This window comes from Rhizobacter sp. P2_H3 (assembly GCF_056403355.1).
In genome coordinates, this window is sequence record NZ_JBFUFQ010000135.1 from 1 (window position 1) to 15,752 (window position 15,752).

Here is a 15,752-nt window from a genome sequence, read left to right on the forward strand (position 1 = left end):
CGGTACCAGGTGGTCACGCCCAGCAGCAGCGACAGCAGCAGCCCCGGCAGCACGCCGGCGATGAACAGGTCGCCGACCGACGCGGTGGCCACCGGCTGGCCGTCCGGCCCGGTCGCGTTCATGCCGTTGGTCGCGATCGAAAAGATCACCAGGTTGATCGACGGCGGAAACAGGATGCCCAACGCGCCCGAGGTGGTGATCACGCCGGCCGAGAAGCGCTTGGGGTAGCCGGCCTTCTGCATCGCCGGCAGCAGGATGGTGCCGACCGCGACCACGGTGGCGACCGACGAGCCCGAGATCGCCGCGAACAGCGCACAGGCCAGCACGCCGGCCAGCCCCAGCCCGCCGTAGAAGTGCCCGACCATCGTCGACGCGAAGTGGATCATCCGCCGCGCCGCGCCGCCGTTGGTCAGGAAGTTGCCGGCCAGGATGAAGAACGGGATCGCCATGATCTCGAACTTCTCGAGGCCCGAGAACAGCTTGAGCCCGATCGACGCGATCGGCTCGTTCGTCATGCCGAAGAAGAAGCCCAGCACCGTGAGGCCGAGCGCGATGGAGACCGGCATGCCGGTCAGCATCAGCAGCACCAGCAGGCCGAAGATGATCAATGCATTCATGCTGCGGCCTCCGCCTCGTCCAGACCTTCCACATGAGCGACCTCATGGTGCGGCAGCTCGCCGCGCCGCCAGAAGGCCCACATCACCTGCAGGAAGCGGAAACACATCAGGTACGACGCCAGCAGGATGCAGGCGTACGGGATCCAGGTCGGCACCTCGAGGTCGGGCGAGGTCGGGCCCTCGGGCACGTCGCCGACATCCCAGCCGAAAGTGCTGAAGAGGGCGTGGTGGAAGCCGTTGTCCCAGACGAACACCGCGCCCATCGTGCCCACCACCGCGGTGAAGACCACGCCGCCGAGCAAGCCGACCAGCGTCAGCCAGCGCGCCTGCGCCGGCGGCAGCGCACGCACCAGCGTGTCGACGCCGACGTGCGTGCCGTGGCGCACGCCGTAGGCCGCGCCGAACTTCGCCATCCACACGAACATGTAGATGCACAGCTCCTGGGCCCAGCTCAGGTTCAGGCCGAGCAGGAAATCCTGCACCGGCTGCAGCACGGCCGGGTAGTGCGCGGCGGCCGCATAGCGGTGCACCACGGCAACGAAGATCAGCAGCGTCGCCGCGCCCATCAGGGCGGCGATCAGCCATTCCTCGAGGTGATCGAGGAAGCGGTTCACGGACCGCAGCACCGGCGCGACCATGGCGCCGCCCTACTTCGCGGGCACGAAGCCGGCCGCCTTGTAGACCGCGTCGATCGTCGACTGGCCCACGCGCGACGCCATCTCCTTGTGCACCGGCATCAGCGCCTTCTTCCACTCGTCGAGCTCGGCGGCCGTCGGCGTGTAGATGGTGGTCTTGCCGCTCGCGCGCATCTTCTCGAGGTCGTCGATGTTCTCCTTGGTCGCCATGTCGTTGGCGAACGCGGTTGCCTCCTTCAGCGCGCCTTCGAGAATCGTGCGGATGTCGGCCGGCAGGCCGTCCCAGAACTTCTTGTTGACGATCACCGCATAGGCCAGGTGGCCGTGGTTCGAGATCGTCGTGTGCTTCTGCACCTCGTAGGTCTTCTGCGTGTAGAAGTTCGACGGCACGCCTTCGCAGCCGTCGACCACGCCGGACTGCAGCGCCTGGTACAGCTCGCTGAAGGCCATCACCTGCGGCACCGCGCCGAGCGCACGCATCTCGGCATCGAGCACCTTCGAGCTCTGGATGCGCATCTTCAGGCCCCTGAAGTCCGCCACCTTGTGCAGCGGCTTGTTGGCACTCATGATGTGGAAGCCGTTGTCCCAGTACGCGAGGCCCTTGACGCCCTTCGGCTCGAGCTTCTTGAACAGGTCGGCGCCGACCGGCCCTTCGGTGACGGCGCGGAACGCCGCCTGGTCCTTGAAGATGAACGGCAGGTCGAAGACCTCGAATTCCTTGACGCCCAGCGGGCCGAACTTGGCGAGCGACGGCGCGAGCATCTGCACCGAGCCGAGCTGCAGCGCCTCCATCTCTTCCTTGTCCTTGTAGAGCTGGCTGTTCGGGTAGACATCCACCTTCACGCGGCCGCCGCTGCGCTGCTCGGCCAGTTCCTTGAAGCGCTGCGCGCCGTTGCCCTTGGGCGTGTCGGGGGCGACGACGTGGCTGAACTTGATGACGATGGGCGCCTGCGCGAAGGTCTTCGGGGCGGCCACGGCCAATGCGGCGGCGGCGAGCGCACTGCGGCGCGTCATGGTTTGCGTCATGTCTTGTCTCCGGGTGGTCTGTCCTGCGGCGGGATTCTGGTCGGCGGCCCGGAGCGCGGGAAGTTGTGGAGTTCCACATTTCGGCACCACCAGGCGCACGCGGTTCGCCCGCCCACGCGTCCACGAACCTAGACTTCGCGCCATGCCCGCACCGGCCGATCCGCCCCGCCACCCTGCCCTCGCGCTGCCGCCGCGCCCGCCGGCGCGGCGCGGGCTGTGGGCGCTGCCGCTGCTGCTGTCGCTGGTCTTCGTGGCCGGCGTGCTGCTGTGGCTGCGCGCCACCGAGCAGGCCGACCTGGAAGAGCAGCGCACCGCGATGGTCTCCGACGCGCTGTCGCTGGAGACGCAGGCGAGCGCGCGCATCGAGCGCGAGACGCTGCTGTTGAAGGATGTCGCGACGCGGCTGGATCACCGCGCCGCCGACCCGCAGGCGCTCGCGACGCTGCCCGAGGCGCAGCAGGGCCTGCACCGCTTCTGGATCAGCCTGACCTGGCTGGACCGCAGCAACCGGCTGGTCGCTCAACTGCCCGATGTCCCCGACGGCGCGCGCAGCGGCCCCGGCCTGTCGGCCCACCTGTCGGCGCCGCTCGCCTCCGGCGGCACGCTGGTGGCGCGCTACTCGCCTGGCGAGATGCTGCGCCAGACGGTGCCGTGGTGGCTGGCCCGCACGTACGACGTGCGGCTGCTCGACGGCTTCGATGCGGTGATCGCGTCGACCACCGAGGACCGGCCGCTGGAGGGCCGCCAGAGCTGGCGCATCAGCATGGCGCCGGCGCTGGCCGACAGCTGGCTGGAGCTGACCGCGCGCGACGTGGTGCCGCCGTGGTACCACGGCCTGCCGGTCGCGATGGTGGCGGGTTTCGTCGCGCTGATCGCTGCCATCACCTGGATGCTGCGGCGGCAGATGCACGGCGTGTCGCGCGCCGAGGCGGCGTGGCGCACCGAGGCCGCGTGGCGCCAGGCGATGGAGGATTCGCTGACGGTGGGGCTGCGCGCCCGCGACCTCGACGGCCGGCTCGTCTACGTGAACCGCACGCTCGCCGACATGGTGGGCTACGAGCCGCACGAGCTGGTCGGGCTGCTGCCGCCGATGCCGTACTGGCCGGCCGACTCGCACGAGGAGATCATGCAGCGGCACCTGCGCAACATGGCCGGCCAGGCGCCGCGCGAAGGCTACGAGGCGCGCTGGCGGCACCGCGACGGACGCCTGTTCGACGTGATGGTGTTCGAGGCGCCGCTGGTGGACGCACGCGGCGGGCACATCGGCTGGATGGGCTCGATCCTCGACATGACCGAGCGGCGCCGGCTCGAGGAACGCGAGCGCCGGCAGACCGAGACGATGGCCCACCATGCGCGGCTGACGATGCTGGGCGAGGTGGCCTCGACGCTGGCGCACGAGCTGAACCAGCCGCTGACGGCGATCGCGAGCTACAACGCCGGCGTGATGAACTCGATGCACAAGCTGCCCTCGCCCGACCCGGTGGTGATGCGGGCGCTGAAGCGGCTGGGCGAGCAGGCCGCCCATGCCGGCGCGATCGTGCAGCGCATCCGCGAGTTCCTGACGCGGCGCGAGCCGCGGCTGGAGCCGTGTACGCTGAACACGGTGATCGAGGGCGGCGTCGCGCTGCTGCGCCGCGAGCTGCAGCGCCAGCAGGTGCAGGTGGTGCTGCAGCTCGATGCGGCGCTGCCGGTGATCGTGGCCGATGCGGTGCTGATCGAGCAGGTGGTGATCAACCTGGTGCGCAATGCCGGCGATGCGCTGGCCCACCAGGCGGGCGAGCGGCGCATCGTCGCCGCCAGTTCGCTGAGCGCCGACGGCCGCTTCGTGCGCATCGACGTGCGCGACAACGGCCCGGGCCTGGGCGGGCTCGGCATCGAGGCGCTGTGCGCGCCGTTCTTCTCGACCAAGGCAGAGGGCATGGGCATGGGTCTCGCGATCTGCCGCTCGATCATCGAGGCGCACCAGGGCATGTTCGATGCCGCCGACGCGGTGGGCGGCGGTGCGGTGTTCACGTTGACGCTGCCGGTGGACCTGGCGGTGTCGGACCTTTCCGCGGAGGACGACGAATGAACGAACCCCGACCCGGGCCCGGACCCGTTCCCCCTGCCGGCGTCGTCTACCTGGTCGACGACGAGGCGGTGGTGCTGGATGCGCTGGGCTTCCTGCTGGCGTCGCACGGCCTGGACGTGCGGCCGCACGGCAGCGGGCCGGCGCTGCTGGCGACCGTCGATGCCACGCCGCGCCCGCTGCCGGGCGTGTTCCTGCTCGACATCCGGATGGAGCCGATGTCCGGCCCGCGGCTGCACGACGAGCTGATCGCGCGCGGGCTGCGCAACCCGGTGCTGTTCCTGAGCGGGCATGGCGACATCCCGATGGCGGTCGAGGCGTTGAAGAAGGGAGCGTTCGATTTCCTCGAGAAGCCGTATGTCGACAACGCGCTGGCCGACCGGGTGGCGCAGGCGCTGGCGGTCGATGCCGCGATGCAGCGCCAGGGCGCGCAGGTGGCCGAGCGGCAGGCGCGGCTGTCGAGCCTGACCGAGCGCGAGCACGAGGTGATGCTGCGCGTGGCGGCCGGCAAGCTGAACAAGGTGATCGCCGACGAGCTGCATGTGTCGGTGCGGACGGTGGAGGTGCACCGGGCGCGGGTGTACGCGAAGCTGGGCGTGCGCTCGGCGGCGGAGGTGGCCACGGTGCTCGCGGCGCCGTCGGCCTGATCGAATCGTTTGGCCGTACATTTCAGCCCATGCCCAGTGTCAACATCAATCCGGTGGTCCGGGCCTTGTTGAGCGACCCGCAGAAGCGCCAGGAGTATCGGCGCCAGCTGATCGCCAGCCGTCCGCAGCAGGACGAAGGCCGCAGGATCGAGCTTGAAGACGCGACCGGCAAGGTCGTGCACCTGAGGGTGCTTCCCGCGACGCCGCCGGCCGTCCCGAAACCTTGAACGTCGCGTTCCAGGCCTTCCTGCTGCTGCTGATCTACCTGCCGGGCGCGATCTTCGTGCTGGCGGTGACCGGCAAGATCCGCGACAACGGCGAGATCCCGGTGATCTCCGGCTCGATGACCGGCCATGCGATTGCCGCGGTGCTGGTGTCGGCGCTGCTGCACACGGGGTGGCTGCTGGCGATCCACACGTGGCAGCTGCTCGGCGGCTGTGCCTGCCAGCCGGCGGCGCGCGACTTCTTCGCGCTGCTGACGCTGAACAACGCGACGGCGCCGTACCTCGCGGCCGAAGCGGCGATCGGCGGCGCGCTGTGGTTCAACGCGGTGTACTTCATCAGCATCTTCACGCTGCCGCTGGTGGCGGGCCTGGCGATCAACACCGCGATCGAGCGCCGCGGGCTGGACATCCGCCACCGTTTCCTGCGCTTCAAGCCGCCCTGGCACTACATCCTGACCGGCGAGAACCGCTCGAACCGGGACGGGCGCACGGTGGTGGTCGACGTGCTGGTGCAGGTCGGCGATACGCCGGTGCTGTACAGCGGGATCCTGAGCTACTTCTCGTTCGACGAGAAGACCAAGGCGCCGGATGCGCTGGTGCTGGCCTCGGCGTTCCGCGGCGTGGTGCCCGACTTCGCCGGCACGGCCGAGCCGGAGTTCCTGACGCCGATCCCGGGTGACACCTTTGCGGTGAAGTTCAGCGAGATCAAGAACATCAACATCCAGTACGTGGATCTGGTGGACGCGTAGCCGGGCGACAGCCCAGACTCAACCCCCACTTGTTCGCTTGTCACCTCCCCGCACGCGCCTTTGCCGCACCCTACTCGACAGCCTTCACCATGTCCTCGACGACCTTCTTCGCATCCCCGAAGACCATCATCGTCTTGTCCATGTAGAACAGCTCGTTGTCCAGCCCCGCGTACCCGGCCGCCATCGACCGCTTGTTGACGATGACCGTCTTGGCCTTGTACGCCTCGAGGATCGGCATCCCGTAGATCGGGCTGCCCTTGATGTGCGCCGCAGGATTCACCACGTCATTCGCACCCAGGATGATCGCGACGTCGGCCTGGCCGAACTCGCCGTTGATGTCCTCCATCTCGAACACCTGGTCGTACGGCACCTCGGCCTCGGCCAGCAGCACGTTCATGTGCCCCGGCATGCGCCCGGCCACCGGGTGGATCGCGTACTTCACCGTGATGCCCTTGGCCGTCAGCTTGGCCGCCAGCTCCTTCACCGCATGTTGCGCGCGTGCCACCGCCAGCCCGTAGCCCGGCACGATCACCACCGTCTCGGCATTGCCGAGCACGAAGGCCGCGTCGTCGGCGCTGCCGCTCTTCACGTTGCGCTGCGCCTGCGCACCGGCTACCGCGGTGCCCGCCTCGCCGCCGAAGCCGCCCAGGATCACGTTGAAGAACGAGCGGTTCATCGCCTTGCACATGATGTAGCTCAGGATCGCCCCCGAGCTGCCCACCAGTGAGCCGGCGATGATCAGCATGCTGTTGTTCAGGCTGAAGCCGATGCCCGCCGCCGCCCAGCCGGAGTAGCTGTTCAGCATCGACACCACCACCGGCATGTCGGCCCCGCCGATCGGGATGATGATCAGCACACCCATCACGAAGGCCAGCGCCAGCATGCCGAAGAAGGCCGGCCAGCTCTCGGTGAACATGAACACCAGGCCCAGCCCGACGGTCGCGAGACCCAGCACCAGGTTCAGCACATGCTGCCCCGCGAACTGCACCGGCGCGCCCTGGAACAGCCGGAACTTGTACTTGCCCGACAGCTTGCCGAACGCGATCACCGAGCCGCTGAACGTGACGGCCCCGATCGCCGCGCCGAGGAACAGCTCCAGCCGGTTGCCGGTGGGGATCGGGTCGCCCTTCGCAGCGATGCTGAACGCGTGAGGCTCGGCCACCGCCGCCACCGCGATGAACACCGCGGCCAGGCCGATCATGCTGTGCATGAAGGCGACCAGCTCCGGCATCTTGGTCATCTCGACGCGCTTGGCCATCACCGCGCCGGCCGTGCCGCCGACCAGCAGGCCGAGCAGTACCCAGCCAAGGCCGAGCGCGTTGCCGTCGGCCAGCTTGACGATCAGCGCCGCCGTCGTCAGCGCCGCGATCGCCATGCCGGTCATGCCGAACAGGTTGCCGCGGATCGACGTGGTCGGGTGCGACAGGCCCTTCAAGGCCTGGATGAAGAAGACGCTCGCCACCAGGTACAGCAGCGTCACGAGGTTCATGCTCATTGCGAGCCCTCCTTCGGCGCGGCGATCGCCTTCTTCTCCTTCTTGCGGAACATCTCCAGCATGCGCCGCGTCACGAGGAAGCCGCCGAACACGTTGACGGCCGCCAGCGCGACCGCCAGCACGCCCATCGTCTTGCCCAGCGGCGTCTCGGTGAGCGCCGCGGCGAGCATCGCACCGACGATCACGATCGCCGAGATCGCGTTCGTCACCGCCATCAGCGGCGTGTGCAGCGCCGGCGTGACGGTCCACACGACGTGGTAGCCGACGTAGATCGCCAGCACGAAGATGATCAGGTTGGTCAGGGTATGGCTCACGGGATCCATCGTCGTGCTCCTTATTTGCGGGTGACTTGGCCACCCTGGCTGACCAGGCAGGCCACGACGATGTCGTCGTCCATCGGCACGTGGAACGTGCCCTCCTTCGTCAGCACGAGCTTCAGGAAGTCGAGCACGTTGCGCGCATACAGCGCGCTCGCGTCGGCCGCCACCAGCGCCGGCAGGTTGGTCTCGCCGACCAGCGTGACGCCGTGCTTGACCACGATCTTCCCGGCCTCGGTCAGCGGGCAGTTGCCGCCCTGCGCGGCCGCGAGGTCGACGATCACCGAGCCCGGCTTCATCGCCTTCACCATCTCCTCGGTCACCAGCACCGGCGCGGCGCGGCCCGGGATCAGCGCGGTGGTCACGACGATGTCGGCGGCCGCGACGCGCTTGGCCACCTCGACCTTCTGCCGGTCCAGCCAGCTCTGCGGCATCGGCCGCGCGTAGCCGCCCACGCCCTCGGCCGCTTCCTTCTCTTCCGCCGTCTCGTACGGCACGTCGATGAACTTCGCGCCCAGCGACTCGACCTGCTCCTTCACCGAGGGCCGCACGTCGCTCGCCTCGATCACCGCCCCCAGGCGCTTCGCGGTCGCGATCGCCTGCAGCCCGGCCACGCCGACGCCGAGGATCACGACGCGCGCCGCCTTCACGGTGCCGGCCGCCGTCATCAGCATCGGGAAGATGCGCTGGTAGCGGTCGGCCGCGATCATGATCGCCTTGTAGCCGGCCAGGTTGGCCTGCGACGACAGCACGTCCATGCTCTGCGCCCGCGTGGTGCGCGGCGCGGCCTCGAGCGCGAAGCTGGTCAGCCCGGCCTCGGCCAGCCGCTGCAGGCCCTGGCGGTCGAACGGGTTCAGCATGCCGACCAGCGCGGTGCCGGTCTTCAGCAGCGGCAACTCGTCCACCGACGGCGCGCGCACCTTCAGCACCAGCTCGGCGCCGAAGGCCCCGGCCCGGTCGACGATCTCGGCACCGGCCGCCGCATAGGCCTCGTCGGTGACGCTGGCGGCGATGCCGGCCCCCGACTGCACGCGCAGCACATGGCCCTGCGCCTTGAGCTTCTTGACCGTCTCCGGGGTCGCGGCGACGCGCGTTTCCCCAGCCGCTGTTTCCAGCGGGACCCCTATCAGCATGGCGGACTCCTCGGGTGCGTTGTTGTGTCGGACGTTGTGCGTGTAACTGGCGCGAGAGCTTACACAAAGCTTTCGCACCCACAACCGGCACACGCCCTCACGCGATGCAGGGCCACAACACCCGCCCTTAAAATCGGCCGGATGTCCTCCCGTTGGAAACCCAGCGTCACCGTTGCCGCGATCGTCGAACACCTGGGCCGGTTCCTGCTGGTGGAGGAGCACACGTCCGACGGGCTGTGCCTGAACAACCCCGCCGGCCACCTCGATCCGGGCGAGTCGCCGCTGCAGGGCGTGGTGCGCGAGGCGCTCGAAGAGACCGCCCGCGCGTTCGTGCCGACCGGCATCGTCGGCATCTACCTGTCGCGCTCGCAACGCCCCGGCACGGAGCGCGTCGTCGGGCGCGACACCACCTACCTGCGCATCGCGTTCCGCGGCACGGTCGGCGAGCCCGACCTGACGCGCACGCTCGACACCGGCATCGTGCGCGCGCTGTGGATGACGCCCGACGAAATCCGCGCGAGCGTGCACCGGCACCGCAGCCCGCTGCTGCTGCGCTGCGTCGACGACCACCTGGCGGGCGTGAACCACCCGCTGTCCCTCATCACGACCGACGAGTCGGTCTTTGCGGTCCCTCCGAAGTGAAGAAGCAACGCATCGTCGTCGGCCTGTCCGGCGGTGTCGATTCCGCCGTCAGTGCCCACCTGCTGAAGCAGCAGGGGCACGAGGTCATCGGCATCTTCATGAAGAACTGGGAAGACGATGACGACGACGCGTACTGCTCGACGCGCCAGGATTTCCTCGATGCCGCGAGCGTGGCCGACGTGCTCGGCATCGAGATCGAGCATGTGAACTTCGCGGCCGACTACAAGGACCGGGTGTTCGCCGAGTTCCTGCGCGAGTACCAGGCCGGCCGCACGCCGAACCCCGACGTGCTGTGCAACGCCGAGATCAAGTTCAAGGCTTTCCTCGACCATGCGATGCGCCTGGGCGCCGAGAAGATCGCGACAGGCCACTATGCCCGGGTGCGCGAGCGCGACGGCCGCTTCGAGCTGCTGAAGGGGCTCGATCCGCTGAAGGACCAGAGCTATTTCCTGCACCGGCTGAACCAGGCGCAGCTGGGCAAGACGCTGTTCCCGGTCGGCGAGCTGCCGAAGACCGAGGTGCGCCGCATCGCGGCCGAGATCGGCCTGCCGAACGCCGCCAAGAAGGACTCGACCGGCATCTGCTTCATCGGCGAACGGCCGTTCCGCGAGTTCCTGAACCGCTACCTGTCGAACCAGCCGGGGCCCATCAAGGACGACCGCGGCCGGGTGATCGGCGAGCACGTCGGGCTGTCGTTCTACACACTCGGGCAGCGCAAGGGCATCGGCATCGGCGGGTTGAAGGACAAGGGCGCCGTGCGCGGCGGCAGCGAGCACGCGCCGTGGTTCGTCGCCCGCAAGGACATGGCGGCCAACACGCTCTACGCCGTTCAGGGCCATGACCACCCGTGGCTGCAATCGCATGCGCTGACGGCGGACGACGCGAGCTGGGTGGCCGGCGTGGCGCCGGCGCCGGGCGGCATGGCGGCCAAGACGCGCTACCGCCAGGCCGATGCGGGCTGCGCGCTCGATGGCGGCAGCGCAGCGGCGTTCAGCCTGAACTTCGGCACCGCGCAATGGGCGGTGACGCCCGGGCAATCAGCGGTGCTGTACGACGGCGAGGTCTGCCTGGGCGGTGGCGTGATCGCGAGCGCCACCTGAGCCGCCGTCACCTGGGCTTGGCCAGGTCCATCGTCCAGTAGCGGCTGTACGCGGCACCGGCCGCGCCGGGCACGCAGGCCACGCCGACCTGCGTGAAGTTCTTGCTCATCAGGTTGGCGCAGTGGCCGGGGCTGTTCTGCCAGCTGGTCATCACGCTGTCGATGCTGTTCTGGCCGGCGGCGATGTTCTCGCCGATCGCGCTCCAGGTGTAGCCGGTCGCGGTGATGCGTTGCGAGAAAATGCGGCCGTCCTGGCTGTCGTGCGAGAAGTAGTTCTTCGTCGCCATGTCCTGCGAGTGCCCCACGGCCGCCTGCGTCAGCTTGTCGTTCCAGGTGAGCGCCGGCGCCGCCGTGAAATTGCCCTCCGAGCCACAGCTCTGCGCGCTGGCACGGAAGGCGTTGATGCGCGCCAGCATCTGCGCGTTGAAATCGGCGATGTCGCAGGTGCCGGAAGCCGCTGGCGCTGGCGCGGGGGCCGGCGTGCCGGCGTCGGCCGTGCCGGAATCGCTGCTGCCGCCGCAGGCGGCGAGGAACATCAGCCAGGGTGCCACCAGGCGGGCACGTCGTGAGGAGGTCGACAAGATCTATATCCGAAGCCGGGGATTCCACAGCCTAAACGCCTGGGGACCAAGCGACACATCCAAAACGTAAGCGATTGCTGACCCCGCTCATGCACGGGTCCGAAACGTGATGCACCGCACGCCGAGGCCGCAGCGGCTTCAGTCGGTCGGCGGCTCGCCGATATCCGAAGGCAGTGCGGCTTGTGCCGCACCGATCCCTCATCGACCCCGACCTCCAACCCACCATGCGTCTGCGCCTTCAGTCCCTGACCCGACACGGCCTCTGTGCCCTGGCGCTGTCGCTGGCCGCCGCCGCCCAGGGGGCCGCCGTCAGCGTCGCGGTGGCCGATCCGGCCGGCCGCCCGCTGGTCGACGCAGTGGTGATGCTGGACCCCGCCAGCGGCAAGCTGCCGGTCAAGCCGATGGCCGGCGTCGAGATCTCGCAGAGCAAGCGCCAGTTCAACCCGTCGGTGACGGTCGTCACCGTCGGCACGCCGGTCACCTTCCCGAACTTCGATACCGTGCGGCACCACGTCTATTCGTTCTCACCGGTCAAGACCTTCGAGCTGAAGCTCTACGCCGGCGTGCCGGCAGCGCCGGTGGTGTTCGACCAGCCCGGCGCCGCGGTGCTCGGCTGCAACATCCATGACCGGATGAGCGCCTGGGTGGTCGTCGTCGACACGCCGCACCACGCCCGCACCGGCACCGACGGCCGCGCCCGCATCGACGGCATCGCGCCCGGCAGCTACCGGCTGCGCGCCTGGCATGCCGGCGTCGTGCCCGGCCAGGAGCCGGCACCGCAACCGCTCGCGATCGGCGAGGCCGATGCGCAGGCCGCCATCCAGCTGCCGGTCGCCGCGGGGAGCGCGCCATGACGGGGCCGACCGCACGCGAGCTGCTGCACCCGCGCCACTGGCCGCGCTGGATCGCCAGCTCGCTGGGCACGCGCATCGTCGTGCTGTTCCTCGGGCTGCTGCTGCTCGTGCAGGCCGCGAGCTTCCTCGCGATCCGCGCCAGCATCGACCGCAACGCGCGCGCCGCCATCAATGACGAACTGCTGGTCGGCGAACGCGTGCTGACCCGCGTGCTCGACCAGAACGCGCAGAAGCTCGCCGAAGGCGCGAGCCTGCTGGCGGCCGACTACGGCTTCCGCGCCGCCGTCAGCAGCAACGATGCCGACACCATCGCGTCGGTGCTCGCCAACCACGGCGAGCGCATCGGCGCCACCGTCACCGCGCTGCTCGACACCGAGTTCCGGCTGCGCGCCGCCGCCCAGCCCGGCCTGCAGGAGCTGCTGCCGGTCACGCAGCGGCTGGCCGCGCGGGCGCTCGCCTCCAAGCGCGCCAGCGAGATCGTCGTGCTCGGCCATCGCCCGTTCCAGCTGGTGATGGTGCCGATGCGCGCACCGGTGGTGGTCGGCTGGGTGCTGATGGGCTTCCCGATCGACCAGCGGCTGGTCGACGACATGCATGCGCTGTCGTCGCTGCAGGTCAGCCTGCAGGTGCGCAGCGATGCGAGCTCGACATGGACCACCGCCGTCTCGACGCTGCCGCTGGCCACGCGCGGGCAGCTGGAGAAGCAGGCCGCGCTGGCGCTCGAGCAGGTGAACGGCGGCCACCCCGCCGCCAACTCGGCCGCCGGTTCCGTCACCTTGGCGCTGACGCTGCTCGACAACGAATACAGCGGCCGCACCGTGATGCTCGCCGAGCACGACGGCGCCGCCGTCTCGGCGCTGCTGCTGCGCTCGGTCGACGACGCGGTCGCGCCGTACCGCCAGCTGCAGCTGGGGCTGGCCGCGCTGACGTTGGTCGGCGTGCTGGTGTTCGGCATCGGCAGCGTGCTGACGGCGCGCCACGTGACGACGCCGCTGCGGCGCCTCGCGACGGCGGCCGAACGGCTGGGCGCCGGCGACTACTCGACGCCGCTGCGCGGCCTCGACCGCAGCGACGAGCTGGGCGACGTGGCCCGCGCCTTCGAGCGCATGCGCGAGAGCATCGGCGAGCAGCAGGACGAGATCCTGAAGCTCGCCTACTGGGATCCGCTGACGGCGCTGCCGAACCGCCTGCAGTTCCGCAACGCGGTGCGCGACGCGATCGTCGCGGCCGGCAAGAATGGCCGGACCGTCTCGGTGATCATGCTCGACCTCGATCGCTTCAAGCACGTCAACGACGTGCTCGGCTACCGCTTCGGCGACCTGCTGCTGCGCAGCGTGGCCGAGCGGCTGACGCAGCAGGCGGTGCGCGGCGGCGACCTGGTCGCGCGGCTCGGCGGCGACGAGTTCGCGGTGCTGCTGGCCGGGCTCGATCCCGCCAACGACGTGGCGCTGACCCGCACGGTCGCCAAGCGCATCAACCAGGCCTTCGACGCCGCGCTGAAGCTGGAGGACCAGACGGTCGACATCAGCGCGAGCCTGGGCCTCGCGAACTGGCCGCTGCATGCCGGCGATGCCGACGTGCTGCTGAGCCGCGCCGAGGTCGCGATGTACACCGCCAAGCGCCAGCATGACGGCCCGATGGTCTACGACGCGGCGCTCGATGCCGCGAGCTCGCAGACGCTGTCGCTGCTGAGCGAATTGCGCCATGCGGTCGATCACGACGAACTGCGGCTGTACCTGCAGCCCAAGCTGGCGCTCGGCAACGCACGCGTCGTCGGCGCCGAGGCGCTGGTGCGCTGGCAGCACCCGCGCCGCGGGCTGGTGCCGCCGATGGAGTTCATCCCGTTCGCCGAGCAGACCGGCTTCATCCGGGTGCTGACGCTGTGGGTCTTCGAGCAGACCGCGCAGTTGTGGAAACGCCTGCACGACGGCGGCCAGACGCTGACGATCTCGATCAACCTGTCGACGCGCGACCTGCTCGACCCGGAGCTGCCGCAGAAGTTCGACGCGCTGCTGGTGCGGCATTCGGTGCCGGCCGAGGCCTTCTGCCTGGAGATCACCGAGAGCGCGATCATGGACGACCCGCAGCGCGCGCAGGCCACGCTCGACAAGCTGAGCGCGCTGGGCTTCCGGCTGTCGATCGACGACTTCGGCACGGGCTATTCATCGCTCGCGTACCTGAAGCGGCTGCCGGTGGACGAGCTGAAGATCGACAAATCGTTCGTGCTCAACATGGAGAAGGACCTGGACGACGCACGCATCGTGCGCTCGACGATCGACCTGGCGCACGGCCTCGGGCTCACGGTGGTGGCCGAGGGCGTCGAGAACGCGCAGGTCTGGGAGCTGCTGCGCGAGCTGGCCTGCGACGAGGCCCAGGGCTTCCACATGGGCCGGCCGATGCCGGCCGCCGAGTTCGCGCGCTGGTCGACCGGCTGGAGTGCGCGGCAGGCGATGACGATCGCGACGGGCAAGGGGCCGGACGTTCCGATCACCTTGCACTGAACAGGCGCCCGACCATGCGCGACGCGGCCCGCAGCGCCGCCTCGTCGTACCCCGCATAGCCGAACAGCCAGCCGCGCCGCGGCGCCTCGATCGCATAGCGCGACAGCGTCGCGAGGTACACCCCGCCCTCCTGCGCGCGCGCCGACAGCGGCTCATCCGGCCGGCCCGCCTCGTCCTCGTGCGCCAGGTGCATGCCCTGCGCACTCGGCAGCAGCCGCAGCGCGCCGCCGCTTGCCTTGGCCAAGGTCTCGATCACCAGTTCCTGCCGCAGCGCATACAGCTCGCGCATGCGCCGCAGGTGGCGCAGCAGGTGGCCTTCGGTGATGAAGCGGGCCAGCACGTCCTGCGCGGCACCGGGGCTGTGCCGGTCGGTCACCGCCTTGGCTCCCGCGAAGGCGGGCGCCAGCGCGAGCGGCATCACGATGAAGCCCAGCCGCAGGCCCGGGTGCAGCGTCTTCGAGAAGGTGCCGACGTACAGCACGCGCTCCGACTGCGGCAGGCTGCACAGCGCCGGCATGCGGTGCGCGCCGTACTGGAACTCGCCGTCGTAGTCGTCCTCGACGATCCACGCGCGCCGCGTGCGCGCCCAGTCGAGCAGCGCGAGCCGGCGCGCCAGGCTCATGTGCACGCCCATCGGGAACTGGTGCGTCGGCGTCACGACCGCCATGCGCGCCTGCGGCCAGCGCGCGGCGCCCTGCGCGATGCACAGCCCGTCGGCGTCCAGCGGCACCGGCCGCACGACCGCGCCCTGCCCGAGCAGGTTGGCGCGGATGCCCGGGTAGCCCGGGTCCTCGACCATCACCTCGTCGCCCAGGTCGAGCAGCAGCCGGCCGATCAGGTCGATGCCCTGCTGCGAGCCCGACGTGACCAGCACCTGCGACGCCTCGCAGCGGATGCCGCGCGACACCAGCAGCCACTGCGCGATCGCCTCGCGCAGCGCCGGCTCGCCGGCCGGATCGGTGTACTGCGACAGCGCCCGGCGGCGCGGCGCGGCGGTGTCGCGGGCCAGCCGGTCCCACAGCGCGAACGGGAACTCCGCAGTGGCCGGCGCGCCGATGCGGAACGCGACCGGCAGCTGCGTCGGCGGGCGCCAGCGCAGCGCGATGTCGGCGATGGCCTGGCCGCGCTTCGACAGCGCACCCGCCGGCGCGATCGCCGCCACCC

16 protein-coding genes are annotated in these 15,752 nt (G+C 69.9%); 8 read left to right on the forward strand and 8 right to left on the reverse strand.

Going from position 1 to position 15,752, the window contains the following annotated elements; translation table 11 throughout:
• The 3 genes from AC1D1T_RS21325 to AC1D1T_RS21335 all read right to left on the reverse strand — a co-directional run.
• Positions 1-617 (reverse strand): TRAP transporter large permease subunit (locus tag AC1D1T_RS21325; protein ID WP_477992446.1); only part of this gene is annotated, 617 nt, incomplete at its 3' end.
• Positions 614-1,183 carry a TRAP transporter small permease gene (locus AC1D1T_RS21330; RefSeq protein WP_477992449.1) on the reverse strand — a complete coding sequence of 190 codons (570 nt, stop codon included), beginning with the start codon at positions 1,181-1,183 and terminating at the stop codon, positions 614-616. The genes AC1D1T_RS21330 and AC1D1T_RS21325, both read right to left, overlap by 4 nt.
• An 81-nt stretch (positions 1,184-1,264) precedes the next feature.
• On the reverse strand, positions 1,265-2,278 hold the full coding sequence (locus AC1D1T_RS21335) for a TRAP transporter substrate-binding protein (RefSeq protein WP_465111319.1): 1,014 nt from the start codon (positions 2,276-2,278) through the stop codon (positions 1,265-1,267).
• Between the two features lie 142 nt (positions 2,279-2,420).
• Between AC1D1T_RS21335 and AC1D1T_RS21340 the strand changes: the two genes are divergently transcribed.
• From AC1D1T_RS21340 to AC1D1T_RS21355, 4 genes are read left to right on the forward strand one after another with little or no spacing between them, the layout of a single operon-like run.
• Entirely contained in the window at positions 2,421-4,349 is a 1,929-nt protein-coding gene (locus AC1D1T_RS21340; RefSeq protein WP_477839658.1) for a sensor histidine kinase, read from the forward strand.
• Entirely contained in the window at positions 4,346-4,993 is a 648-nt protein-coding gene (locus AC1D1T_RS21345) for a response regulator transcription factor (protein ID WP_477825099.1), read from the forward strand. Before AC1D1T_RS21340 ends, AC1D1T_RS21345 begins: the two co-directional genes overlap by 4 nt.
• 29 nt (positions 4,994-5,022) lie before the next feature.
• Positions 5,023-5,220, forward strand: a complete 198-nt coding sequence (locus AC1D1T_RS21350) for a hypothetical protein (RefSeq protein ID WP_047501312.1) — start codon at positions 5,023-5,025, stop codon at positions 5,218-5,220.
• Entirely contained in the window at positions 5,217-5,966 is a 750-nt protein-coding gene (locus AC1D1T_RS21355; protein ID WP_477825100.1) for a hypothetical protein, read from the forward strand. The genes AC1D1T_RS21350 and AC1D1T_RS21355 overlap by 4 nt, the downstream gene beginning before the upstream one ends.
• Positions 5,967-6,036: 70 nt before the next feature.
• On the opposite strand, the gene AC1D1T_RS21360 is transcribed toward AC1D1T_RS21355, so the two are convergent.
• From AC1D1T_RS21360 to AC1D1T_RS21370, 3 genes are read right to left on the reverse strand one after another with little or no spacing between them, the layout of a single operon-like run.
• Positions 6,037-7,461, reverse strand: coding sequence for an NAD(P)(+) transhydrogenase (Re/Si-specific) subunit beta (locus AC1D1T_RS21360; RefSeq protein ID WP_477825101.1), 1,425 nt, complete (start codon positions 7,459-7,461; stop codon positions 6,037-6,039).
• Positions 7,458-7,784, reverse strand: a complete 327-nt coding sequence (locus AC1D1T_RS21365; RefSeq protein ID WP_047501305.1) for an NAD(P) transhydrogenase subunit alpha part 2 — start codon at positions 7,782-7,784, stop codon at positions 7,458-7,460. The genes AC1D1T_RS21360 and AC1D1T_RS21365 overlap by 4 nt, the downstream gene beginning before the upstream one ends.
• Positions 7,785-7,795: 11 nt before the next feature.
• Positions 7,796-8,911 (reverse strand): Re/Si-specific NAD(P)(+) transhydrogenase subunit alpha, encoded by a 1,116-nt coding sequence (locus AC1D1T_RS21370; RefSeq protein ID WP_477825102.1) that lies wholly within the window; start codon positions 8,909-8,911, stop codon positions 7,796-7,798.
• A 141-nt stretch (positions 8,912-9,052) separates the two neighbouring features.
• Here AC1D1T_RS21370 and AC1D1T_RS21375 point away from each other — a divergent pair, with 141 nt between their 5' ends.
• Entirely contained in the window at positions 9,053-9,553 is a 501-nt protein-coding gene (locus AC1D1T_RS21375) for an NUDIX hydrolase (RefSeq protein ID WP_477825103.1), read from the forward strand.
• On the forward strand, positions 9,550-10,653 hold the full coding sequence (mnmA, locus tag AC1D1T_RS21380) for a tRNA 2-thiouridine(34) synthase MnmA (protein ID WP_477825104.1): 1,104 nt from the start codon (positions 9,550-9,552) through the stop codon (positions 10,651-10,653). Before AC1D1T_RS21375 ends, mnmA begins: the two co-directional genes overlap by 4 nt.
• Before the next feature lie 7 nt (positions 10,654-10,660).
• On the opposite strand, the gene AC1D1T_RS21385 is transcribed toward mnmA, so the two are convergent.
• Positions 10,661-11,203, reverse strand: coding sequence for a CAP domain-containing protein (locus AC1D1T_RS21385; protein WP_477825105.1), 543 nt, complete (start codon positions 11,201-11,203; stop codon positions 10,661-10,663).
• A gap of 254 nt (positions 11,204-11,457) precedes the next feature.
• On the opposite strand from AC1D1T_RS21385, the gene AC1D1T_RS21390 reads away from it, so the two are divergent.
• The gene (locus tag AC1D1T_RS21390) at positions 11,458-12,087 is read left to right on the forward strand and encodes a methylamine utilization protein (RefSeq protein WP_477825106.1); all 630 of its coding nucleotides are present in this window, start codon (positions 11,458-11,460) and stop codon (positions 12,085-12,087) included.
• On the forward strand, positions 12,084-14,588 hold the full coding sequence (locus AC1D1T_RS21395) for a putative bifunctional diguanylate cyclase/phosphodiesterase (protein WP_477992447.1): 2,505 nt from the start codon (positions 12,084-12,086) through the stop codon (positions 14,586-14,588). The genes AC1D1T_RS21390 and AC1D1T_RS21395 overlap by 4 nt, the downstream gene beginning before the upstream one ends.
• Here AC1D1T_RS21395 and pdxR read toward each other — a convergent pair.
• The coding region (pdxR, locus tag AC1D1T_RS21400) for a MocR-like pyridoxine biosynthesis transcription factor PdxR (RefSeq protein WP_477992448.1) at positions 14,575-15,752 on the reverse strand (1,178 nt) is incomplete at its 5' end. The genes AC1D1T_RS21395 and pdxR overlap by 14 nt on opposite strands.

Bases quoted from the DNA above. Each gene is read 5' to 3' on its own strand.
- AC1D1T_RS21350 (WP_047501312.1), top strand. From the start codon at position 5,023: ATGCCCAGTGTCAACATCAATCCGGTGGTCCGGGCCTTGTTGAGCGAC.
- AC1D1T_RS21330 (WP_477992449.1), bottom strand. From the start codon at position 1,183: ATGGGCGCGGCGACGCTGCTGATCTTCGTTGCCGTGGTGCACCGCTAT.
- AC1D1T_RS21370 (WP_477825102.1), bottom strand. From the start codon at position 8,911: ATGCTGATAGGGGTCCCGCTGGAAACAGCGGCTGGGGAAACGCGCGTC.
- AC1D1T_RS21375 (WP_477825103.1), top strand. From the start codon at position 9,053: ATGTCCTCCCGTTGGAAACCCAGCGTCACCGTTGCCGCGATCGTCGAA.
- AC1D1T_RS21345 (WP_477825099.1), top strand. From the start codon at position 4,346: ATGAACGAACCCCGACCCGGGCCCGGACCCGTTCCCCCTGCCGGCGTC.
- AC1D1T_RS21335 (WP_465111319.1), bottom strand. From the start codon at position 2,278: ATGACGCAAACCATGACGCGCCGCAGTGCGCTCGCCGCCGCCGCATTG.
- AC1D1T_RS21365 (WP_047501305.1), bottom strand. From the start codon at position 7,784: ATGGATCCCGTGAGCCATACCCTGACCAACCTGATCATCTTCGTGCTG.
- AC1D1T_RS21340 (WP_477839658.1), top strand. From the start codon at position 2,421: ATGCCCGCACCGGCCGATCCGCCCCGCCACCCTGCCCTCGCGCTGCCG.
- AC1D1T_RS21360 (WP_477825101.1), bottom strand. From the start codon at position 7,461: ATGAGCATGAACCTCGTGACGCTGCTGTACCTGGTGGCGAGCGTCTTC.
- AC1D1T_RS21390 (WP_477825106.1), top strand. From the start codon at position 11,458: ATGCGTCTGCGCCTTCAGTCCCTGACCCGACACGGCCTCTGTGCCCTG.
- AC1D1T_RS21395 (WP_477992447.1), top strand. From the start codon at position 12,084: ATGACGGGGCCGACCGCACGCGAGCTGCTGCACCCGCGCCACTGGCCG.